The organism is Staphylococcus epidermidis (genome assembly GCF_006742205.1).
Taxonomy (GTDB): Bacteria; Bacillota; Bacilli; order Staphylococcales; family Staphylococcaceae; genus Staphylococcus; species Staphylococcus epidermidis.
Map to the genome: position 1 here is coordinate 2,210,282 of NZ_AP019721.1, position 18,440 is coordinate 2,228,721.

An 18,440-nucleotide genomic window follows, 5' to 3' on the forward strand; every position below is an offset into this window, starting at 1 on the left:
AGGTATTATGATTTGTGTTGTATTTTTATGGGGCTATTCATTTATATTTAATCATTTTAATGTTTCCAAATCTTAATAGATAGTGTAAAAAACGTGTGATATCTTAATAACAAAACAAAGTCTATTTAAGCTAAAACAATAATGATATACTAATATCAATAATTAAGATGGAAGAAGTGATACATGTGTTTGATTGGTTTCAATTAGCAAGTAATAAAGAAAAGAGAATGGTGCAATTACGACGATATTTGCATCAATACCCAGAACTTTCTTTTGAGGAAAAACGTACGCATGATTTTATTGTAAATCAATTGAGCCAATTAGCATGCACCATAGAAACACCAGTTGGACGTAATGGTATAAAAGCAACTTTTAAAGGATCTGATTCAAATGGACCAACGATTGCATTACGAGCAGATTTCGATGCACTACCTGTTCAAGAATTAAATGATGTACCCTATCGTTCAAAAAATAAAGGGTGCATGCATGCTTGTGGACATGACGGACATACAGCTATTTTGCTTGGAGTAGCTGAAATTGTTCATGAGCATCGTCATTTATTGAAAGGTAATGTTGTTTTTATATTCCAATATGGTGAGGAAATTATGCCAGGTGGTTCTCAAGAGATGATTGATGATGGCTGTCTACAGAATGTCGATAAAATATATGGCACACACTTATGGAGTGGTTATCCATCTGGGACAATCTATTCTAGACCTGGAGCAATAATGGCTTCACCAGATGAATTTAGTGTGACTATATATGGAAAAGGTGGTCACGGTGCAAAACCACACGAAACAATAGACCCTATTGTCATTATGGCTGAGTTTATTTTAAGTGCCCAAAAAATAATTTCTCGAACAATTGATCCAGTAAAGGAAGCTGTTCTTACTTTCGGAATGATTCAAGCAGGATCAACAGATAGTGTTATTCCAGATACAGCTTTTTGTAAAGGTACTGTACGTACTTTTGACACAAAATTACAAAGTCATGTTCAAAATAAAATGGATAAGCTCTTACAAGGTTTATCTTTATCAAACGATATTACATATGAATTGGAATATATTAAAGGTTATTTACCAGTACACAATCATCAACAATCATATGATGTAGTCAAACAAGCAGCTAATGATTTACATTTAAGATTTAATGAGTCAGACTTAATGATGATTGGTGAGGACTTTTCACATTACCTTAAAGTACGACCTGGTGCATTCTTCTTAACTGGTTGTGGTAATAAAGACAAAGGCATTACTGCACCTCATCATAATCCTCATTTTGACATTGATGAATCTTCATTAAAATATGCAGCTAGTGAATTTTTAAAAATATTAGAAATTGAAAATGTTTTTTAACAAGAGGATAACTAAGTGTATTAAATCATTTAAATAAAATAGCATAATGAACATTGAATGAGTTATATTCAGAGATATAACAAAAAAAGACTCCCAAATGGGAGTCTTTTTTGATGAATAATATATTATTCAAAGATTTCAGTTACAACGCCTGATCCAACAGTACGTCCACCTTCACGAATTGAGAAACGAGTTCCGTCTTCGATAGCGATTGGAGCGATTAATTCAACTGTCATTTCAACGTTGTCGCCAGGCATAACCATTTCTGTACCTTCTGGTAAGTTTACAACACCAGTTACGTCAGTAGTACGGAAATAGAATTGTGGGCGATAGTTAGTGAAGAATGGAGTGTGACGTCCACCTTCATCTTTAGATAATACGTATACTTCAGCTTTGAATTTTGTGTGTGGTGTAATAGAACCAGGAGCAGCTAATACTTGACCACGTTGTACGTCTTCACGTGCAACACCACGTAATAAAGCACCGATGTTGTCACCAGCTTCAGCGTAGTCTAATAATTTACGGAACATTTCTACACCAGTAACAGTTGTTTTAGAAGTTTCGTGCATACCGATGATTTCAACTTCTTCACCAACTTTGATTTGACCACGTTCAACACGGCCTGTAGCAACAGTACCACGACCAGTGATTGAGAATACGTCCTCAACTGGCATCATGAATGGTTTGTCAGAATCACGTTCTGGAGTTGGAATGTAATCATCAACTGCTTGCATTAAGTCTAAGATTTTTTGTTCGTATTCAGCATCGCCTTCTAATGCTTTTAATGCAGAACCAGCGATTACAGGTACATCGTCACCTGGGAAGTCATATTCGCTTAATAAGTCACGAACTTCCATTTCAACTAATTCTAATAATTCTTCGTCGTCTACCATGTCAACTTTGTTTAAGAATACAACTAATGCTGGTACACCAACGTTACGTGATAATAAGATGTGTTCACGAGTTTGTGGCATTGGACCGTCAGCAGCAGATACAACTAAGATACCGCCGTCCATTTGAGCTGCACCAGTGATCATGTTTTTAACATAGTCAGCGTGTCCTGGGCAGTCAACGTGAGCATAGTGACGTTTGTCAGTTTGGTATTCGATATGTGCAGTATTGATTGTAATACCACGTTCTTTTTCTTCTGGAGCGTTGTCAATCATATCGTATGATTGTGCAACAGTGTCACCATTTTTAGCTAATACAGTTGCGATAGCAGCTGTTAAAGTTGTTTTACCATGGTCAACGTGACCGATAGTACCAATATTGGCATGTTCTTTTGAGCGATCAAATTTTTCTTTTGCCATTATTAAATCTCTCCTATTCTTAATAAAAGTTATTTCAAATTTATCTCTCATGATAGTTTCTCACCATCATGAGAAGAAAATTGATTGAGTGTAGCATAAAAGAATTTATAATTCTTTTATAATGCATTTACCCCTAAAAATCAAATCATAAAAATGTCAGCTTATAAATAAGCTCAACCTGTATTTTAACCTAGCATAGCTAGTCTTAACAAGTTATATTATTCACCTTTATTTTTCTTGATGATTTCTTCAGCAATTGATTTAGGAACTTCTGCATAGTGGTCAAAGTACATTGTGTAAGTACCGCGACCTTGCGTGTTAGAACGTAATGAAGTTGCATAACCAAACATTTCTGAAAGTGGTACATATGCGTTAACAACTTGAGCATTACCACGTGGTTCCATACCGTCTACACGTCCACGACGAGCAGTCACGTCACCCATGATATCACCCATATATTCTTCAGGCATTTCGATAGTAACTTTCATCATTGGTTCTAAGATAACTGGATCACATTTTTTAGCAGCTTCTTTAAGCGCTAATGATGCAGCAATTTTGAAGGCCATTTCAGATGAATCGACATCATGATAAGAACCATCAAATAATTTAGCTTTAACATCAATTAATGGATAACCAGCTAAGACACCATTTTCCATAGCATCTTTAAGACCTTGTTCAACTGATGGAATGTATTCACGAGGAACTACACCACCAACAATAGCGTTTTCGAATTCGAAACCGCCACCTGTTTCGTTAGGAGTGAATTCAATATGAACATCACCATATTGACCACGACCACCAGATTGACGTGAGAATTTACCTTGAACTTGTGCAGGTTGTTTAAATGTTTCACGATAAGAAACCATTGGAGCACCTACGTTACATTCAACGTTGAATTCTTTCTTCATACGGTCAACTAAAATATCTAAGTGTAATTCACCCATACCACCGATGATAACTTGTCCAGTTTCTTCATCTGTGTGTGCATGGAATGTTGGGTCTTCTTCTTGTAATTTAACTAAAGCTTGAGTCATTTTATCTTGGTCAGCTTTAGATTTTGGTTCAACTGATAAGTGGATAACTGGTTCTGGGAATTCCATTGATTCCAAGATAATGTCATTTTTCTCTCCACATAAAGTATCACCAGTACCTGTTTCTTTAAGGCCTACTGCAGCTGCAATTTCACCTGAATAAACAGTGTCAATTTCTTGACGTGAGTTCGCGTGCATTTGTAATAAACGTCCAACACGTTCACGTTTATCTTTAGAAGAGTTCTTCACATATGAACCTGAAGATAATGTTCCAGAGTATACACGGAAGAATGTTAATTTACCAACATAAGGGTCAGTCATAACTTTAAATGCCAAAGCAGCAAATTCTGCTGAATCATCTGGTTTAGCAACAACTTCTTCATCAGGGTTGTTCGCACGATGACCAATAATTGGTTTAACATCTAATGGTGAAGGTAAATAATCAATTACTGCATTAAGCATTAATTGAACACCTTTGTTTTTGAACGCTGTACCACAAAGTACTGGGTAGAATTCTACGTCAGTAGTAGCTTGGCGGATAGCATCTTTTAATTCATCAACTGAAATCTCTTCATCCCCAAGATATTTCTCCATTAAATCGTCGTTGTTTTCAGCAACAGCTTCAATTAATTGAGCGCGAGCTTCTTCAGCTCTTTCTTTATGGTCTTCTGGAATTTCGATTTCATCGATTTCTGTACCTAGGTCGTTTGTATATTTAAAGCATTTCATTTCTACTAAGTCAATGATTGCTTCAAATTCATCTTCTGCACCAATAGGTAATTGAATAGGTGCTGCATTTGCTTGTAAACGATCATGTAAAGTGCTTACTGAATATTCAAAGTTCGCACCTAATTTGTCCATTTTGTTTACAAAAACAATACGAGGTACACCATAAGTTGTTGCTTGACGCCAAACTGTTTCAGTTTGAGGTTCTACACCTGATTGTGCATCAAGTACAGTAACGGCACCATCAAGTACACGTAATGAACGTTCAACTTCAACTGTGAAGTCTACGTGTCCAGGAGTATCAATGATGTTTACACGGTGACCTTGCCATTGTGCAGTTGTAGCAGCAGATGTGATAGTAATACCACGGTCTTGCTCTTGTTCCATCCAGTCCATTTGTGAAGCACCTTCATGTGTTTCACCAATTTTATGGATACGACCTGTGTAGTAAAGAATACGTTCAGTCGTAGTTGTCTTACCAGCATCAATGTGAGCCATGATACCGATATTACGAGTATTTTTCAAAGAAAAGTCTCTTGCCATGTATTTTTTCTCCTTCCAGTATTTACTGAATAAGTACTATAGATATGGCGATGCCCTAAGCATGAGCCATTTATTGGTAAACCATATAACGGAACACACTCAGGGTAATTGCTTTAATCTTACCAACGGTAGTGAGCAAATGCTTTGTTCGCTTCAGCCATTTTGTGAGTGTCTTCACGTTTTTTGACTGCACCACCTGTATTATTTGCAGCATCTAAGATTTCGTTAGCTAAACGGTCTTCCATAGTTTTTTCACCACGAAGACGCGCATAGTTAACTAACCAACGTAATCCAAGAGTAGTACGACGTTCTGGGCGCACCTCAACTGGTACTTGGTAGTTAGAACCACCTACACGACGAGCTTTAACTTCTAATACTGGCATGATATTATTAATTGCTTCTTCGAACACTTCTAATGCATCACGACCACTACGTTGTTCAACAAGATCAAATGCAGAATAAAGAATTCTTTGAGCTGTTCCACGTTTACCGTCTAACATAATTTTGTTAATTAATTTAGTAACTAACTTAGAGTTATGAATTGGATCTGGTAATACATCTCTTTTAGGTACTGATCCTTTACGAGGCATAATCTAAATCCTCCCTTCCTATTATAGTATATTATTTAAAAATATATTTAAAATTTACGTAATCTTAAACTTAATTTTTTGGTTTTTTAGTTCCGTATAATGAACGTCCTTGTCTACGTCCATCAACACCTGAAGTATCAAGTGCACCACGTACGATATGGTAACGCACACCAGGTAAGTCTTTCACTCGTCCACCACGAACAAGTACAACACTGTGTTCTTGTAAGTTGTGTCCGATACCAGGAATGTATGCGTTAACTTCAATGTTATTTGATAAACGCACACGTGCATATTTACGTAACGCAGAGTTAGGTTTTTTAGGTGTCATTGTACCTACACGAGTACATACACCACGTTTTTGAGGTGAGTTTAAGTTAGTAAATTGTTTCTTTTTACTATTGAAACCTCTGTTTAAAGCTGGTGAATCTGATTGTTTCGTTTTGCTTTTTCTTGGTTTACGTACTAATTGGTTAATAGTTGGCATTGAATATGTCCTCCTCTCTTCATTTTTTAATCCCACACATCCAGGTGGTTCATTTTAAGGTTAAATAAAATTTAGTAAGTAAAACACTTACTAATTCTCACTTATTAATGCAACTATTGTCGCATTAACATTAATACCTACATATTTTCCTAACGCACGTTGGCTAGAAAAAAATGATACTGGTATATTTTTATGATTGATATAGCTTAACACGCGAGTTAGCAAATGAACTTCAACGTCTTGAGCAATAATCAATGATGTAACTTGACCTTTCTTTAACGCTTTAAGCGTTTCTTTAAGACCAACTACATATTGTTGTTTGTTAAAGCGTGCAACTTTTTCATTAGACATCTAAATATCCTCCAAAGTTCTGCTTGCATCAACCTTTAATATATTAACATTATTTGTTACTAGTAGTCAACAACTTATATTTGCATTTATAAATAAAATACAAAGCACTTCAAAATTTCATAGTAATTATTACAATATCTATAATTTGTAGCAAAAAAGAAAAGAGTGGGACATAAATTAAACTAAACGCATCGTCCCACTCTTGAATGATAACTCTGGCACAAATATTTTCGTCTGAAAATTTCTGTACTAGAATTTTATGGCTCATAATTTTCGCCTAATAATTGATTTGTGACAATGTCATAAATCGAAATCTAATTAGACTCGTTATTCTATCGTTTCAACTTCTTCACTTGTTTCTGTTACTGGTGCAGTAGCTTTATCGTATTGAATATCACTGTAACGTCTCATACCAGTACCAGCAGGAATTAACTTACCAATAATAACATTCTCTTTAAGACCAAGTAAATCATCACGTTTACCTTTAATAGCTGCATCAGTAAGCACACGTGTTGTTTCTTGGAATGAAGCTGCTGATAAGAAGCTTTCAGTTTCCAGAGAAGCTTTAGTAATACCAAGTAATACTGGTTTAGCTGTAGCTGGACGTTTACGATGTTTGAATGCATCTCTGTTAGCGTCAGTAAAGTTATGAATATCAACTAATGAACCTGGTAATAATTTAGTGTCACCAGCCTCAATGATGCGAACTTTACGTAACATTTGTCTTACCATAACTTCAACGTGTTTGTCGTCAATTTCAACACCTTGCATACGGTAAACTTTTTGTACTTCTTTTAATAGGTAACTTTCAGTTGCATTTAGGCCTGCTACAGATAAATAGTTTTTAGGTTCAATTGATCCTTCTGTTAGAACTTCACCACGTTCAACAGATTGACCTATTTCAACTTTAAGTCTTGAAGTACCTGATGCTAGATAAGATCTAGTTTCATTAGCACCTTTAACAATTATTTCTTGTTGGCGATCTTTTGCTAATTTAATATCATCAACTACACCTTCGATTTCAGTAATCACAGCTTGACCTTTTGGATTACGTGCCTCAAAGATTTCTTGGATACGAGGAAGACCTTGAGTGATGTCACTTCCTGCTACCCCACCAGTGTGGAATGTACGCATTGTAAGTTGGGTACCTGGTTCACCGATAGATTGAGCGGCAATTGTACCAACTGCTTCACCCACTTCAACTTTTTCACCAGTAGCAAGGTTTTTACCATAACATTTTTCACATACACCATGACGTGTGTTACATGTAAATGCTGAGCGTATATACATTTGCTCAATACCTGCATCAGTGATTTGTTTTGCAATATCTGGTGTTATTAATTCGTCTGGACGAATAATTACTTCGTCTGTTTCAGGATGGCGAATTGTTTCTTTAGAATAACGACCTTCGATACGTTCGATAAATGGTTCAATCATTTCAGTTCCTTCTTTTATATCAGAAACTAATAAACCACGGTCTGTACCACAATCTTCTTCACGAACGATAACATCTTGTGCTACATCAACAAGACGACGAGTAAGGTAACCAGAGTCAGCTGTTTTAAGTGCTGTATCGGCAAGACCTTTACGCGCACCGTGTGTAGAAATAAAGTATTCTAATACCGTTAAACCTTCACGGAATGAAGATGTGATTGGTAATTCTATAATCTTACCAGATGGTGCTGCCATTAAACCACGCATACCAGCTAATTGAGTGAAGTTTGATGCATTACCACGGGCACCAGAATCACTCATCATGAATATTGGGTTAGTTTTCTCAAGAGACTGCATTAATTCGCCTTGAATTTGGTCTTTTGCGTCAGTCCAAATTTCTACAACCGCATTGTAACGCTCGTCTTCAGTGATTAAACCACGATTATATTGTTTAGTCACACGTTCAACTAATTTTTCATGTTCATCTAAAATGTCTTGTTTATCTGGAAGTACAACAATGTCAGAAACACCAACAGTAATACCAGCTTTAGATGAGAATTTGAATCCTAAATCTTTCATTCTATCAAGCATCATTGAAGTATCAGTAATGCTAAATCTATTGAATACTTCTGCGATGATATTTCCTAAGAACTTTTTGTTGAAAGGTTCAATAAGTTCTGCATTATCAAAGTATTCTTTTAGTCCACCTTCACCTAATTGCGTAGGATCAACAAAGTATTTATCAGGTGTCGTTCTTTCTAGGTTAGCTTGACTTGGTTCATTGATGTATGCAAATGAATCAGGAATAATTTCATTGAAAATAATTTTACCTACTGATGTAGCTAAAATTTTGCTATTTTGCTCATCAGTAAACGTTGGATTATTGAATGAATTAGCATGAACACCAATACGAGTGTGTAGATGTACATAACCATTTGCATAAGCTTTTAAAACCTCATTAGTATCGTTAAAGATTGCACCAGTATTCACGGCATCTTTTCGCTCTAATGTTAGGTAATAGTTACCTAAAACCATATCTTGTGATGGTGTTACAACCGGCTTACCATCTTTAGGGTTTAGGATGTTTTGTGCTGCAAGCATAAGCATACGTGCTTCAGCTTGAGCTTCTTTTGATAATGGAACGTGAACAGCCATTTGGTCACCATCAAAGTCTGCATTATAAGCAGTTGTAACAAGAGGGTGAAGGCGAATTGCACGACCTTCTACTAGAGTAGGTTCAAATGCCTGAATACCTAATCTGTGTAATGTTGGAGCACGGTTTAATAGTACTGGATGCTCAGTTATAACATCTTCAAGCACATCCCAAACTTCATCGTCCATACGTTCAATTTTACTTTTAGCATTTTTAATGTTTGTAGCAATTTCACGTTGAACTAACTCTTTCATAACGAATGGTTTAAATAATTCAAGCGCCATTTCTTTTGGTAAACCACATTGATACATTTTCAAGCTTGGTCCAACTGCGATAACTGAACGTCCTGAATAGTCAACACGTTTACCTAGTAAGTTTTGACGGAAACGTCCTTGCTTACCTTTAAGCATATGTGAAAGAGATTTCAATGGACGGTTACCTGGTCCTGTTACAGGGCGACCACGACGACCATTGTCAATTAAAGCATCGACTGCTTCTTGTAACATACGTTTTTCATTTTGAACGATGATACCTGGTGCTCCAAGGTCTAATAAACGTTTCAAACGGTTGTTACGGTTGATAACACGACGATACAAGTCATTTAAATCACTTGTAGCGAAACGTCCACCGTCTAATTGAACCATCGGACGAATTTCAGGTGGTATAATAGGTAATACATCTAAAATCATCCAAGAAGGATTATTCCCAGAATTTCTAAATGACTCAACTACCTCTAAACGTTTAATCGCACGTGTTAATCTTTGACCTGTTGCAGATTCAAGCTCATCACGTAACTCTTTTAATTCTTCATCTAAATCAATTTCTTCTAATAGGTCTTTAATACCTTCTGCACCCATTTTGGCAACAAATTGATTTGGGTACTTGTCATAATATTCTCTGAATTCAGCTTCAGATAATAATGTTTTCTTTTCAAGTCCAGTTGGTCCTGGATCAACTACAACATATGAAGCGAAGTATATTACTTCTTCTAATGCTCTAGGAGACATATCTAATAATAGCCCCATACGACTTGGAATTCCTTTGAAATACCAAATGTGAGATACGGGTGCTGCTAATTCAATATGACCCATTCTTTCACGACGCACTTTTGATTTCGTTACTTCAACGCCACATCTATCACATACCATACCTTTGTAGCGTACACGTTTGTACTTACCACAACTACATTCCCAATCTTTAGTAGGTCCGAAAATTCTTTCACAGAATAGACCATCTTTTTCAGGCTTAAGTGTACGGTAATTTATTGTTTCAGGTTTCTTAACTTCACCATAAGACCAAGAGCGAATTTTTTCAGGTGAAGCTAATCCTATTTTCATATAATGGAAATTATTTACATCAATCAAGGAGCCTACCTCCTTCAATTTAGATTAGCTGTGCTATTTGATTGATTACATTCATTGAAATTAAATACCTTAAAGAGGTTGAAATGACTAGCATTCCATACCTCTAAGGTTTTAGTTATCTTAAGTGCTTATTAATCAGTAGTTTCTTTTTGTGATTCTGGAGCACTCTTTTGTTGTAAATCTACTTTGCGTTCTGCTGCATCTTCGTCATCAACATCAGCCATTTCGATTTCATTATCATGCTCATCCATCACTTTAACATCTAAACCTAAACTTTGTAGTTCTTTCATCAATACTCGGAATGATTCTGGAACACTAGGTCTAGAAATGTTCTCACCTTTAACTATAGACTCGTAAGTTTTAACACGACCTACAGTATCATCAGATTTATAAGTTAAGATTTCTTGTAAAGTATAAGCAGCACCATAAGCTTCAAGTGCCCATACCTCCATCTCACCGAAACGTTGACCACCGAATTGTGCTTTACCACCTAATGGTTGTTGTGTAACAAGTGAGTATGGTCCAGTAGAACGTGCATGTAACTTATCATCTACCATGTGTGCAAGTTTAAGCATGTACATAACACCAACTGAAATACGATTGTCGAATGGTTCACCAGTTCGTCCATCGTATAGGACAGTTTTACCGTCACGCGCCATTCCAGCTTCTTCGATAGTTGACCAAACGTCATCATCGTTGGCACCATCAAACACTGGGGAAGCAACGTGAATTCCTAAGTTTTTAGCTGCCATACCTAAATGTAATTCTAATACTTGTCCAATGTTCATACGTGATGGTACACCTAATGGGTTTAACATAATATCGATTGGTCGACCATCTGGTAAATAAGGCATATCTTCTTCTGGAACAATCTTAGAAATAACACCTTTGTTACCGTGACGACCACACATTTTGTCCCCAACATGTATTTTACGTTTTTGGACAATATATACACGTACTAATTGGTTAACTCCAGGAGATAGAGTGTCGTCTCCTTCTTCACGATTAAAGACTTTAACATCTAAAACGATACCGCCAGCACCATGAGGTACACGTAATGATGTATCACGAACTTCACGTGCTTTTTCACCAAAGATAGCGTGTAATAATCTCTCTTCAGCTGTTAATTCAGTTACACCTTTAGGCGTTACTTTACCTACTAAGATGTCACCATCTTTAACTTCTGCACCAACATAAACGATACCACGATCATCTAAGTTCTTAAGTGCACTTTCAGATACGTTTGGAATATCACGTGTGATTTCCTCAGGTCCTAATTTCGTATCACGAGCTTCTGACTCATACTCTTCAATATGAATAGATGTATATACATCATCTTTAACTAGTCGTTCACTCATAATTACAGCATCCTCATAGTTGTAACCGTCCCATGTCATGAAACCGACAACTACATTTCGTCCTAATGCCATTTCTCCTAATTCCATTGAAGGACCGTCCGCTAAAATCTCATTATATTCAACAACATCACCAATTGATACAATCGGACGTTGGTTATAACAAGTACCAGAGTTTGAACGCTTGAACTTCGCTAAAGGATAACGATCTAATTCACCTTCATGTTCAGTTCCATTTTCTTCGACTAAACGACGAACTAAAATTTCATTAGATTCAACATGCTCAACGCGTCCTCTATGCTTAGCAGTAATTGCAGCACCAGAGTCTCTTGCGGCTACGTGTTCCATACCTGTACCCACAAATGGAGCTTCAGGATTCATTAAAGGCACCGCTTGACGTTGCATGTTTGCTCCCATTAACGCACGGTTAGAGTCGTCATTTTCTAAGAATGGAATACATGCTGTTGCTGCTGAAACAACTTGTTTTGGTGATACGTCCATGTAATCCATTTTTTCTTTAGCCATAACAGTGTTATTACCACGGAAACGACAAACAACTTCATCATCTAAGAAACGACCATTTTCATCAAGTCTAGAATTAGCCTGTGCAACAACGTAGCTATCCTCTTCATCAGCTGTCAAATAATCTATTTGATCAGTGATTGAGTTTGTATCTAAATCCACTTTACGATATGGCGTTTCAATAAAACCAAATTCATTCACTCTAGCATAACTTGACAATGAGTTTATTAAACCAATATTAGGACCCTCAGGTGTTTCAATTGGACACATACGCCCATAGTGAGAGTAGTGAACGTCACGCACTTCCATTTGAGCACGTTCACGTGTTAATCCACCAGGCCCTAGAGCAGATAAACGACGTTTGTGCGTTAACTCTGCTAACGGGTTAGCTTGGTCCATAAATTGAGATAATTGTGAACTACCAAAGAATTCTTTGATTGATGCAATAACTGGTCTGATATTAATGAGTTGTTGTGGCGTAATAGAATCTGTATCTTGTATTGACATTCTTTCACGAACAACACGTTCCATTCTGGATAAACCGATACGGAATTGATTTTGTAATAGCTCACCGACAGAACGTAAACGACGATTACCTAGATGATCAATATCATCTGTATAACCAATACCATTCAATAAGTTGAAGAAATAACTCATTGAGGCAACAATATCTGCTGGAGTAATACATTTAACTTCAGAATCAGGTAATGCATTACCAATGACAGTAGTCGTACGACCTTCTTCATCGTTAGGCACATACACTTTAATAGATTGGATTTCTACAGGTTCGTCAATTACACTACCTTCAAGTTCAAATACTTCGCTATTAGCGTTTGTTTCTAATACGTCCATGATTTCGTCAAGTTTACGACGATCTAACACTGTTCCTTCGTCAACAACAATTTCACCAGTTTCACTGTTAACAATTGGTTCTGCTAATTTTTGATTGAACAAACGATGTTTTAGGTGTAATTTTTTGTTCGCTTTATAACGACCTACACTGGCTAAATCATAGCGTTTAGGGTCGAAGAAACGAGAATATAATAAACTTTTAGCATTTTCTACTGTTGGTGGTTCGCCAGGACGTAAACGTTCATAAATCTCTAATAAAGCCTGTTCTGTATTTTCTGTTCCATCTTTTTCTAATGTATTACGTAAATATTCGCTGTCTCCTAATAAGTCAACAATTTCTTGATCAGTTGAGAAACCTAGCGCACGTAGTAATACAGTCAATGGTAATTTACGTGTTCTATCGATACGAACATATACAACATCTTTAGCATCTGTCTCATACTCTAACCAAGCACCACGGTTAGGAATGATTGTTGCATCATAGTTTTCACGTCCATTTTTATCGATTTTCTCGTTAAAATACACGGATGGTGAGCGAACTAATTGAGATACGATAACACGTTCAGCACCATTAATTACGAACGTACCTGTATCTGTCATCAGTGGAAAATCACCCATGAAGACTTCTTGTTCTTTAACTTCACCAGTTTCTTTAATAATAAGACGCACTTTCACACGAAGAGGTGCAGCATAAGTAGCGTCACGGTTTTTTGATTCTTCTAAATCATATTTAGGTTCACCTAATCTGTAATCTACAAATTCTAAAGATAGGTTGCCAGTGAAATCTTCAATTGGAGAAATATCTCTGAACATTTCTAATAAACCTTCTTTAAGGAACCAATCATAAGATTTTGTTTGAATTTCTATTAAGTTTGGTAATTCTAATACTTCTGAAATTCTCGCGTAATTTCTACGTTTACGATGTCTTCCATATTGGACAACTTGACCTGCCAAACAGATTCACCCCTCAAAAATTGTGTGTTCACCCTTACTTTTCAATTGAATATAATAAATAATATAAAAGACAAAAAGAAAACGGCAACACATATGATGACACCATTTTCGATTTCTATTTACACTTAATTAATTTATCCATTTTACGTAAAAGTACACACTTATTGAACATAAATTTTTACATTTTATAACTATATCAGAATACCATTTCGAAATCAACCTTTTATACTTTTCAAAATATAATATCCTTTACTCTTAGCTATAATTTCTACATTGCCAAATAGTTCTTCTATTTTCTTTTTAGCTGAAGGCATACCTTGCTTTTTTTGAATGACGACATAAAGTTCACCCGTAGTTTTGAGTCTGTCAAACGCTTGTTCAAAGATTCGATGAACAATGTCCTTACCAGCTCTAATAGGGGGATTAGTTAAAATGTAATCAAAGCACTGATGATTGACAGCAGACAAACAATCGCTTTCCATAATCGTTACATTATCCACTTGATTTTTTGTCTTATTCATTTCTGCCAACGCCAAAGCTCTATTGTTAATATCCAACATTGTAATTTGATGGTGTGGAGATGCTTTTCCTATTGCTAAACCGATAGGACCATATCCACATCCTACATCCGCGATGGTTTTACTTGGGCCTGGAGGATGTTCTTTCAAAAAAGTTTTAATTAGTAAGTCTGATCCAAAATCCACATTATCTTTTGAAAAAACTCCAGCATCAGTAGTAAGTTCTAGTTGCACATTTTTAATTTGATAACTAATTCTTTTTGGGTTACTTTTAACATCAGGTTGTTCATCATAATAATGACTCATTTCTTCACCTCTAATTTTATCATTCAATCCAAAAGCATTTAGTATGCTTGTATTAATTAATTGAAAAACCCCGTTATCAGAATAACGGGGTTTTAACTTCTCAAAGAATTCAGGTTGTATTTGCATTGAAATCTATATTAAATAGGTTAAACATACATTTTCAACCTAACTATTTAATTAGAAAGTAGAAACTATTTTAATTCTACGCTAGCTCCAACTTCTTCTAATTGTTCTTTAAGTTTTTCAGCATCTTCTTTAGGCATAGCTTCTTTAATTACTTTAGGAGCTCCATCTACTAATTCTTTAGCATCTTTTAATCCTAAACCAGTTGCTTCTTTAACTGCTTTAACAACTTTAATTTTTGAAGATCCAGCTGAAGTTAATTCAACATCAAATTCAGTTTTTTCAGCTGCAGCATCTCCGCCACCAGCTGCACCTGCTGCTGCTACTGGAGCTGCTGCAGTTACACCAAATTCTTCTTCAATTGCTTTTACTAAATCGTTTAATTCTAATACTGACATTTCTTTAATTGCTTCAATGATTTGTTCTTGATTAGCCATTTTATATTTCCTCCATTAATTTAATTTTTATGCGCAATTATTCAGCGCTTTCTTCTTTTTGTTCTCCAACAGCTTTAACTGCATAAGCGAAGTTGCGTACAGGTGCTTGTAATACAGATAAAAGCATAGATACAAGACCATCGTGTGAAGGTAATGAACCAACTGTTTTAACTTCTTCAGCAGAGATAACGTTACCTTCCATAACGCCTGTTTTAACTTCTAAAGCTTCATGTTCTTTTGCAAATCCTGCAATAACTTTTGCTGGTGCAACAACATCTTCAGTAGAAGTTGCGATTGCTGTAGGACCTGTTAAGAATTCATCCAAGCCTTCGATACCTGCTTGTTCAGCAGCACGACGAACCATAGTGTTTTTGTATACTTTATACTCAACACCTGCTTCACGTAATTGTGAACGTAATTCAGTAACTTCTGCTACAGTTAAACCACGGTAGTCAACGATAACTGTTGAAACTGAATTTTTAAGTTGTTCAGCGATAGTATCGACTTGTTGTTTTTTTGCTTCAATGATAGCAGACATTCAGACACCTCCATTTAAATTTATTGGGTGCTTTTTTTAATCACAATAAAAAAAGCACTTTCTACCCACGGCAAAAAGTGCTTGAAAGATCATTAATCATCACGTTCAAGTCAATTTTAGCCTCGGTAGGATACTGTTTTAAGTTATTAATAACTCCTACTGTCTTAGGTAAAATAATCACAAGTATTAATATAACTGCTTTAGTATAAAAAGTCAACAAAAAATTACAGACTAAAATCAATAGTTAGTCTGTAATTTGTTTTCTATTTAAAATTTATAGTTTGAAAGATGAAGTATCAACTTTTACTCCAGGACCCATTGTTGTTGTAACAGCAACAGATTTGAAGTAAGTACCCTTAGCAGAAGCTGGTTTAGCTTTCGCTAATACATCTTGTAAAGTTCTGAAGTTATCAACTAATTTTTCTTCATCGAATGACACTTTACCAATTGACGCATGTACAATACCTGCTTTTTCAGCACGGTATTCTACCTTACCAGCTTTGATTTCTTCAACTGCTTTTTTAACATCCATTGTTACAGTGCCAGTTTTAGGGTTAGGCATTAAACCTTTAGGTCCTAATACTCGACCAAGTTTACCAACTTCACCCATCATATCAGGTGTAGCTACAACTACGTCGAAATCAAACCAACCTTGTTGGATTTTTTGTACGTAATCTGCTTCACCTACATAATCTGCACCTGCTTCTTCAGCTTCAGTGATTTTATCGCCTTTAGCGAAAACGAGTACACGTTGTGATTTACCAGTACCGTGTGGTAATACTACTGCACCACGGATTTGTTGGTCATTTTTACGTGTATCAATTCCTAAACGGAATGCAACTTCAACAGAAGCGTCGAAATTAGCAACGCTAGTTTCTTTAGCTAATTTGATTGCTTCTTCAACACTATAGTATTGAGTGCGGTCAACTTTACTAGCTGCTTCTTGATACTTTTTACCTTTTTTAGCCATTTATAGTTCCTCCTTTAGTGGTTTTAGCGGAATTTCCTCCCACATTCACTTGCGCCTTGCAAGTTAAGAGCAGATAACAGATGAACGTTAACATCACTGCTTTGCAATGTTAACAAACCAATAGACAATATTCATTGTATACCCTATCTGTTACCTGCTTTTCATCGTCTAAATTAAGTTTATTTCAAATTAATTTAAAAAGTTTCTCTTTATTATTGTACAGTGATACCCATGCTACGTGCAGTACCTTCAATAATACGCATTGCCGCTTCTTCGTCTGCAGCATTTAAGTCTTGCATTTTTGTTTGAGCAATTTCGCGTACTTGATCTTTAGTTACTGTTGCAACTTTAGTTTTATTAGGTTCACCAGAACCTTTTTCAACACCAGCTGCTTTTTTAAGTAGTACTGGAGCCGGCGGAGTTTTTGTAATGAATGTAAATGAACGGTCTTCATAAACACTGATTTCTACCGGAATGATTAAACCTGCTTGTTCTTGCGTACGAGCATTGAATTCTTTACAGAATCCCATAATGTTCACACCTGCTTGACCTAATGCTGGACCAACTGGTGGTGCTGGATTCGCTTTACCTGCAGGAATTTGCAATTTAACTACTTTTTCTACTTTTTTAGCCACGATGTGCACCTCCTTGATATCGTGATGTGGTCACAGGGCTTAGTTTTGCCCTCCCACTCTTAAACATTTCGTGACGAAATGAGCGCTATAAAAGCGCGACCACATTATTTTAACACTCATATTGATAAAAAATCAATAGTAAAATTTCATCTTTGCTAACTACGCTATTATTATTTGTTTTATTTTATACATTCATAACGCTTGTTTATGTACATCCATCACTTATAAATAAAGGAATATACTTTTCTAACTTATAATTCTATTTTCTTTTAATGAATATCTTTCTTAAATCTATTCAAATGTGTTTTGAGCGAATTTAAACAAAATAGTTTTATAATTTTTCAATTTGGTCAAATTCAACTTCTACAGGTGTTTCACGACCAAACATATCAACAAGTACAGTAAGCTTGAATTTATCCGCTTCAATCTCTTGTACTTCTCCAATTTGATTAGCAAAAGGACCTGATTGGATACGAACTTGTTCTCCAACATCGAGTTCAACATCTATTGTTTTCTCTTTAAGACCCATTTGCTTAAGAATGAAGCGTACTTCTTCAGGAAGTAGAGGGTTAGGTTTTGATCCTGCACCTGCAGATCCGACAAATCCTGTTACTCCAGGAGTATTTCTAACTACATACCACGACTCATCTGTCATGATTAACTCAACTAATACATATCCAGGAAATGTTTTCTTCACAAGCTTTTTAGCTTTCCCATCCTTAACTTGAGTTTCTTCCTCTTCTGGTATGACAACTCTGAAAATTTGTTCAGTCATATTCATAGATTCTACTCTTTTTTCTAAATTCTTTTTAACTTTATTTTCATATCCAGAATAGGTATGTACAGCATACCAACGCTTAGCGCCTACTTCTTCAGACATGTCTTCACT

General features: G+C 35.9%; 14 protein-coding genes and 1 other annotated feature. Of the genes, 1 reads left to right on the forward strand and 13 read right to left on the reverse strand.

Annotated features, from left to right (window positions below; genetic code table 11):
• Positions 1-185: 185 nt before the first annotated feature.
• Positions 186-1,355, forward strand: coding sequence for a M20 family metallopeptidase (locus tag FNL83_RS10875; RefSeq protein ID WP_002494717.1), 1,170 nt, complete (start codon positions 186-188; stop codon positions 1,353-1,355).
• Positions 1,356-1,480: 125 nt separating this feature from the next.
• Here FNL83_RS10875 and tuf read toward each other — a convergent pair whose 3' ends face one another.
• The 13 genes from tuf to nusG form a co-directional block, all read right to left on the reverse strand.
• Positions 1,481-2,665: an elongation factor Tu gene (tuf, locus tag FNL83_RS10880; protein WP_001832289.1), complete on the reverse strand. Its 1,185-nt coding sequence runs from the start codon at positions 2,663-2,665 to the stop codon at positions 1,481-1,483.
• A gap of 218 nt (positions 2,666-2,883) precedes the next feature.
• Positions 2,884-4,965: an elongation factor G gene (fusA, locus tag FNL83_RS10885; protein WP_001832287.1), complete on the reverse strand. Its 2,082-nt coding sequence runs from the start codon at positions 4,963-4,965 to the stop codon at positions 2,884-2,886.
• Positions 4,966-5,084: 119 nt separating this feature from the next.
• Positions 5,085-5,555 carry a 30S ribosomal protein S7 gene (gene rpsG, locus FNL83_RS10890; protein WP_001137495.1) on the reverse strand — a complete coding sequence of 157 codons (471 nt, stop codon included), beginning with the start codon at positions 5,553-5,555 and terminating at the stop codon, positions 5,085-5,087.
• 70 nt (positions 5,556-5,625) lie between these two features.
• Entirely contained in the window at positions 5,626-6,039 is a 414-nt protein-coding gene (gene rpsL / locus FNL83_RS10895; RefSeq protein WP_001833079.1) for a 30S ribosomal protein S12, read from the reverse strand.
• A 90-nt stretch (positions 6,040-6,129) separates the two neighbouring features.
• Complete coding sequence (locus FNL83_RS10900; RefSeq protein ID WP_001832275.1) at positions 6,130-6,390, reverse strand: ribosomal L7Ae/L30e/S12e/Gadd45 family protein; 261 nt, start codon at positions 6,388-6,390, stop codon at positions 6,130-6,132.
• Positions 6,391-6,717: 327 nt separating this feature from the next.
• Positions 6,718-10,314, reverse strand: a complete 3,597-nt coding sequence (rpoC, locus tag FNL83_RS10905) for a DNA-directed RNA polymerase subunit beta' (protein ID WP_002438689.1) — start codon at positions 10,312-10,314, stop codon at positions 6,718-6,720.
• A gap of 158 nt (positions 10,315-10,472) precedes the next feature.
• A complete protein-coding gene (rpoB, locus tag FNL83_RS10910; protein WP_001833083.1) occupies positions 10,473-14,024 on the reverse strand; it encodes a DNA-directed RNA polymerase subunit beta in 3,552 nt (1,183 codons plus the stop codon).
• A 215-nt stretch (positions 14,025-14,239) separates the two neighbouring features.
• Positions 14,240-14,848: a class I SAM-dependent methyltransferase gene (locus FNL83_RS10915; RefSeq protein WP_002495284.1), complete on the reverse strand. Its 609-nt coding sequence runs from the start codon at positions 14,846-14,848 to the stop codon at positions 14,240-14,242.
• A 191-nt stretch (positions 14,849-15,039) separates the two neighbouring features.
• The gene (gene rplL / locus FNL83_RS10920) at positions 15,040-15,408 is read right to left on the reverse strand and encodes a 50S ribosomal protein L7/L12 (RefSeq protein WP_001832283.1); all 369 of its coding nucleotides are present in this window, start codon (positions 15,406-15,408) and stop codon (positions 15,040-15,042) included.
• Positions 15,409-15,445: 37 nt separating this feature from the next.
• Entirely contained in the window at positions 15,446-15,946 is a 501-nt protein-coding gene (gene rplJ / locus FNL83_RS10925; RefSeq protein WP_001832306.1) for a 50S ribosomal protein L10, read from the reverse strand.
• A 39-nt stretch (positions 15,947-15,985) separates the two neighbouring features.
• Positions 15,986-16,133, reverse strand: a sequence feature (ribosomal protein L10 leader region).
• 87 nt (positions 16,134-16,220) lie between these two features.
• Entirely contained in the window at positions 16,221-16,916 is a 696-nt protein-coding gene (gene rplA / locus FNL83_RS10935) for a 50S ribosomal protein L1 (protein ID WP_001832314.1), read from the reverse strand.
• A 212-nt stretch (positions 16,917-17,128) separates the two neighbouring features.
• Positions 17,129-17,551 carry a 50S ribosomal protein L11 gene (rplK, locus tag FNL83_RS10940; protein ID WP_001832298.1) on the reverse strand — a complete coding sequence of 141 codons (423 nt, stop codon included), beginning with the start codon at positions 17,549-17,551 and terminating at the stop codon, positions 17,129-17,131.
• 331 nt (positions 17,552-17,882) lie between these two features.
• Positions 17,883-18,431: a transcription termination/antitermination protein NusG gene (nusG, locus tag FNL83_RS10945; RefSeq protein ID WP_001832303.1), complete on the reverse strand. Its 549-nt coding sequence runs from the start codon at positions 18,429-18,431 to the stop codon at positions 17,883-17,885.
• Between the last annotated feature and the right edge of the window lie 9 nt (positions 18,432-18,440).

Bases quoted from the DNA above. Each gene is read 5' to 3' on its own strand.
- rpsL (WP_001833079.1), bottom strand. From the start codon at position 6,039: ATGCCAACTATTAACCAATTAGTACGTAAACCAAGAAAAAGCAAAACG.
- rplA (WP_001832314.1), bottom strand. From the start codon at position 16,916: ATGGCTAAAAAAGGTAAAAAGTATCAAGAAGCAGCTAGTAAAGTTGAC.
- tuf (WP_001832289.1), bottom strand. From the start codon at position 2,665: ATGGCAAAAGAAAAATTTGATCGCTCAAAAGAACATGCCAATATTGGT.
- nusG (WP_001832303.1), bottom strand. From the start codon at position 18,431: ATGTCTGAAGAAGTAGGCGCTAAGCGTTGGTATGCTGTACATACCTAT.
- FNL83_RS10900 (WP_001832275.1), bottom strand. From the start codon at position 6,390: ATGTCTAATGAAAAAGTTGCACGCTTTAACAAACAACAATATGTAGTT.
- rpoC (WP_002438689.1), bottom strand. From the start codon at position 10,314: ATGAAAATAGGATTAGCTTCACCTGAAAAAATTCGCTCTTGGTCTTAT.
- rplJ (WP_001832306.1), bottom strand. From the start codon at position 15,946: ATGTCTGCTATCATTGAAGCAAAAAAACAACAAGTCGATACTATCGCT.
- fusA (WP_001832287.1), bottom strand. From the start codon at position 4,965: ATGGCAAGAGACTTTTCTTTGAAAAATACTCGTAATATCGGTATCATG.
- rplL (WP_001832283.1), bottom strand. From the start codon at position 15,408: ATGGCTAATCAAGAACAAATCATTGAAGCAATTAAAGAAATGTCAGTA.
- rpsG (WP_001137495.1), bottom strand. From the start codon at position 5,555: ATGCCTCGTAAAGGATCAGTACCTAAAAGAGATGTATTACCAGATCCA.
- FNL83_RS10915 (WP_002495284.1), bottom strand. From the start codon at position 14,848: ATGAGTCATTATTATGATGAACAACCTGATGTTAAAAGTAACCCAAAA.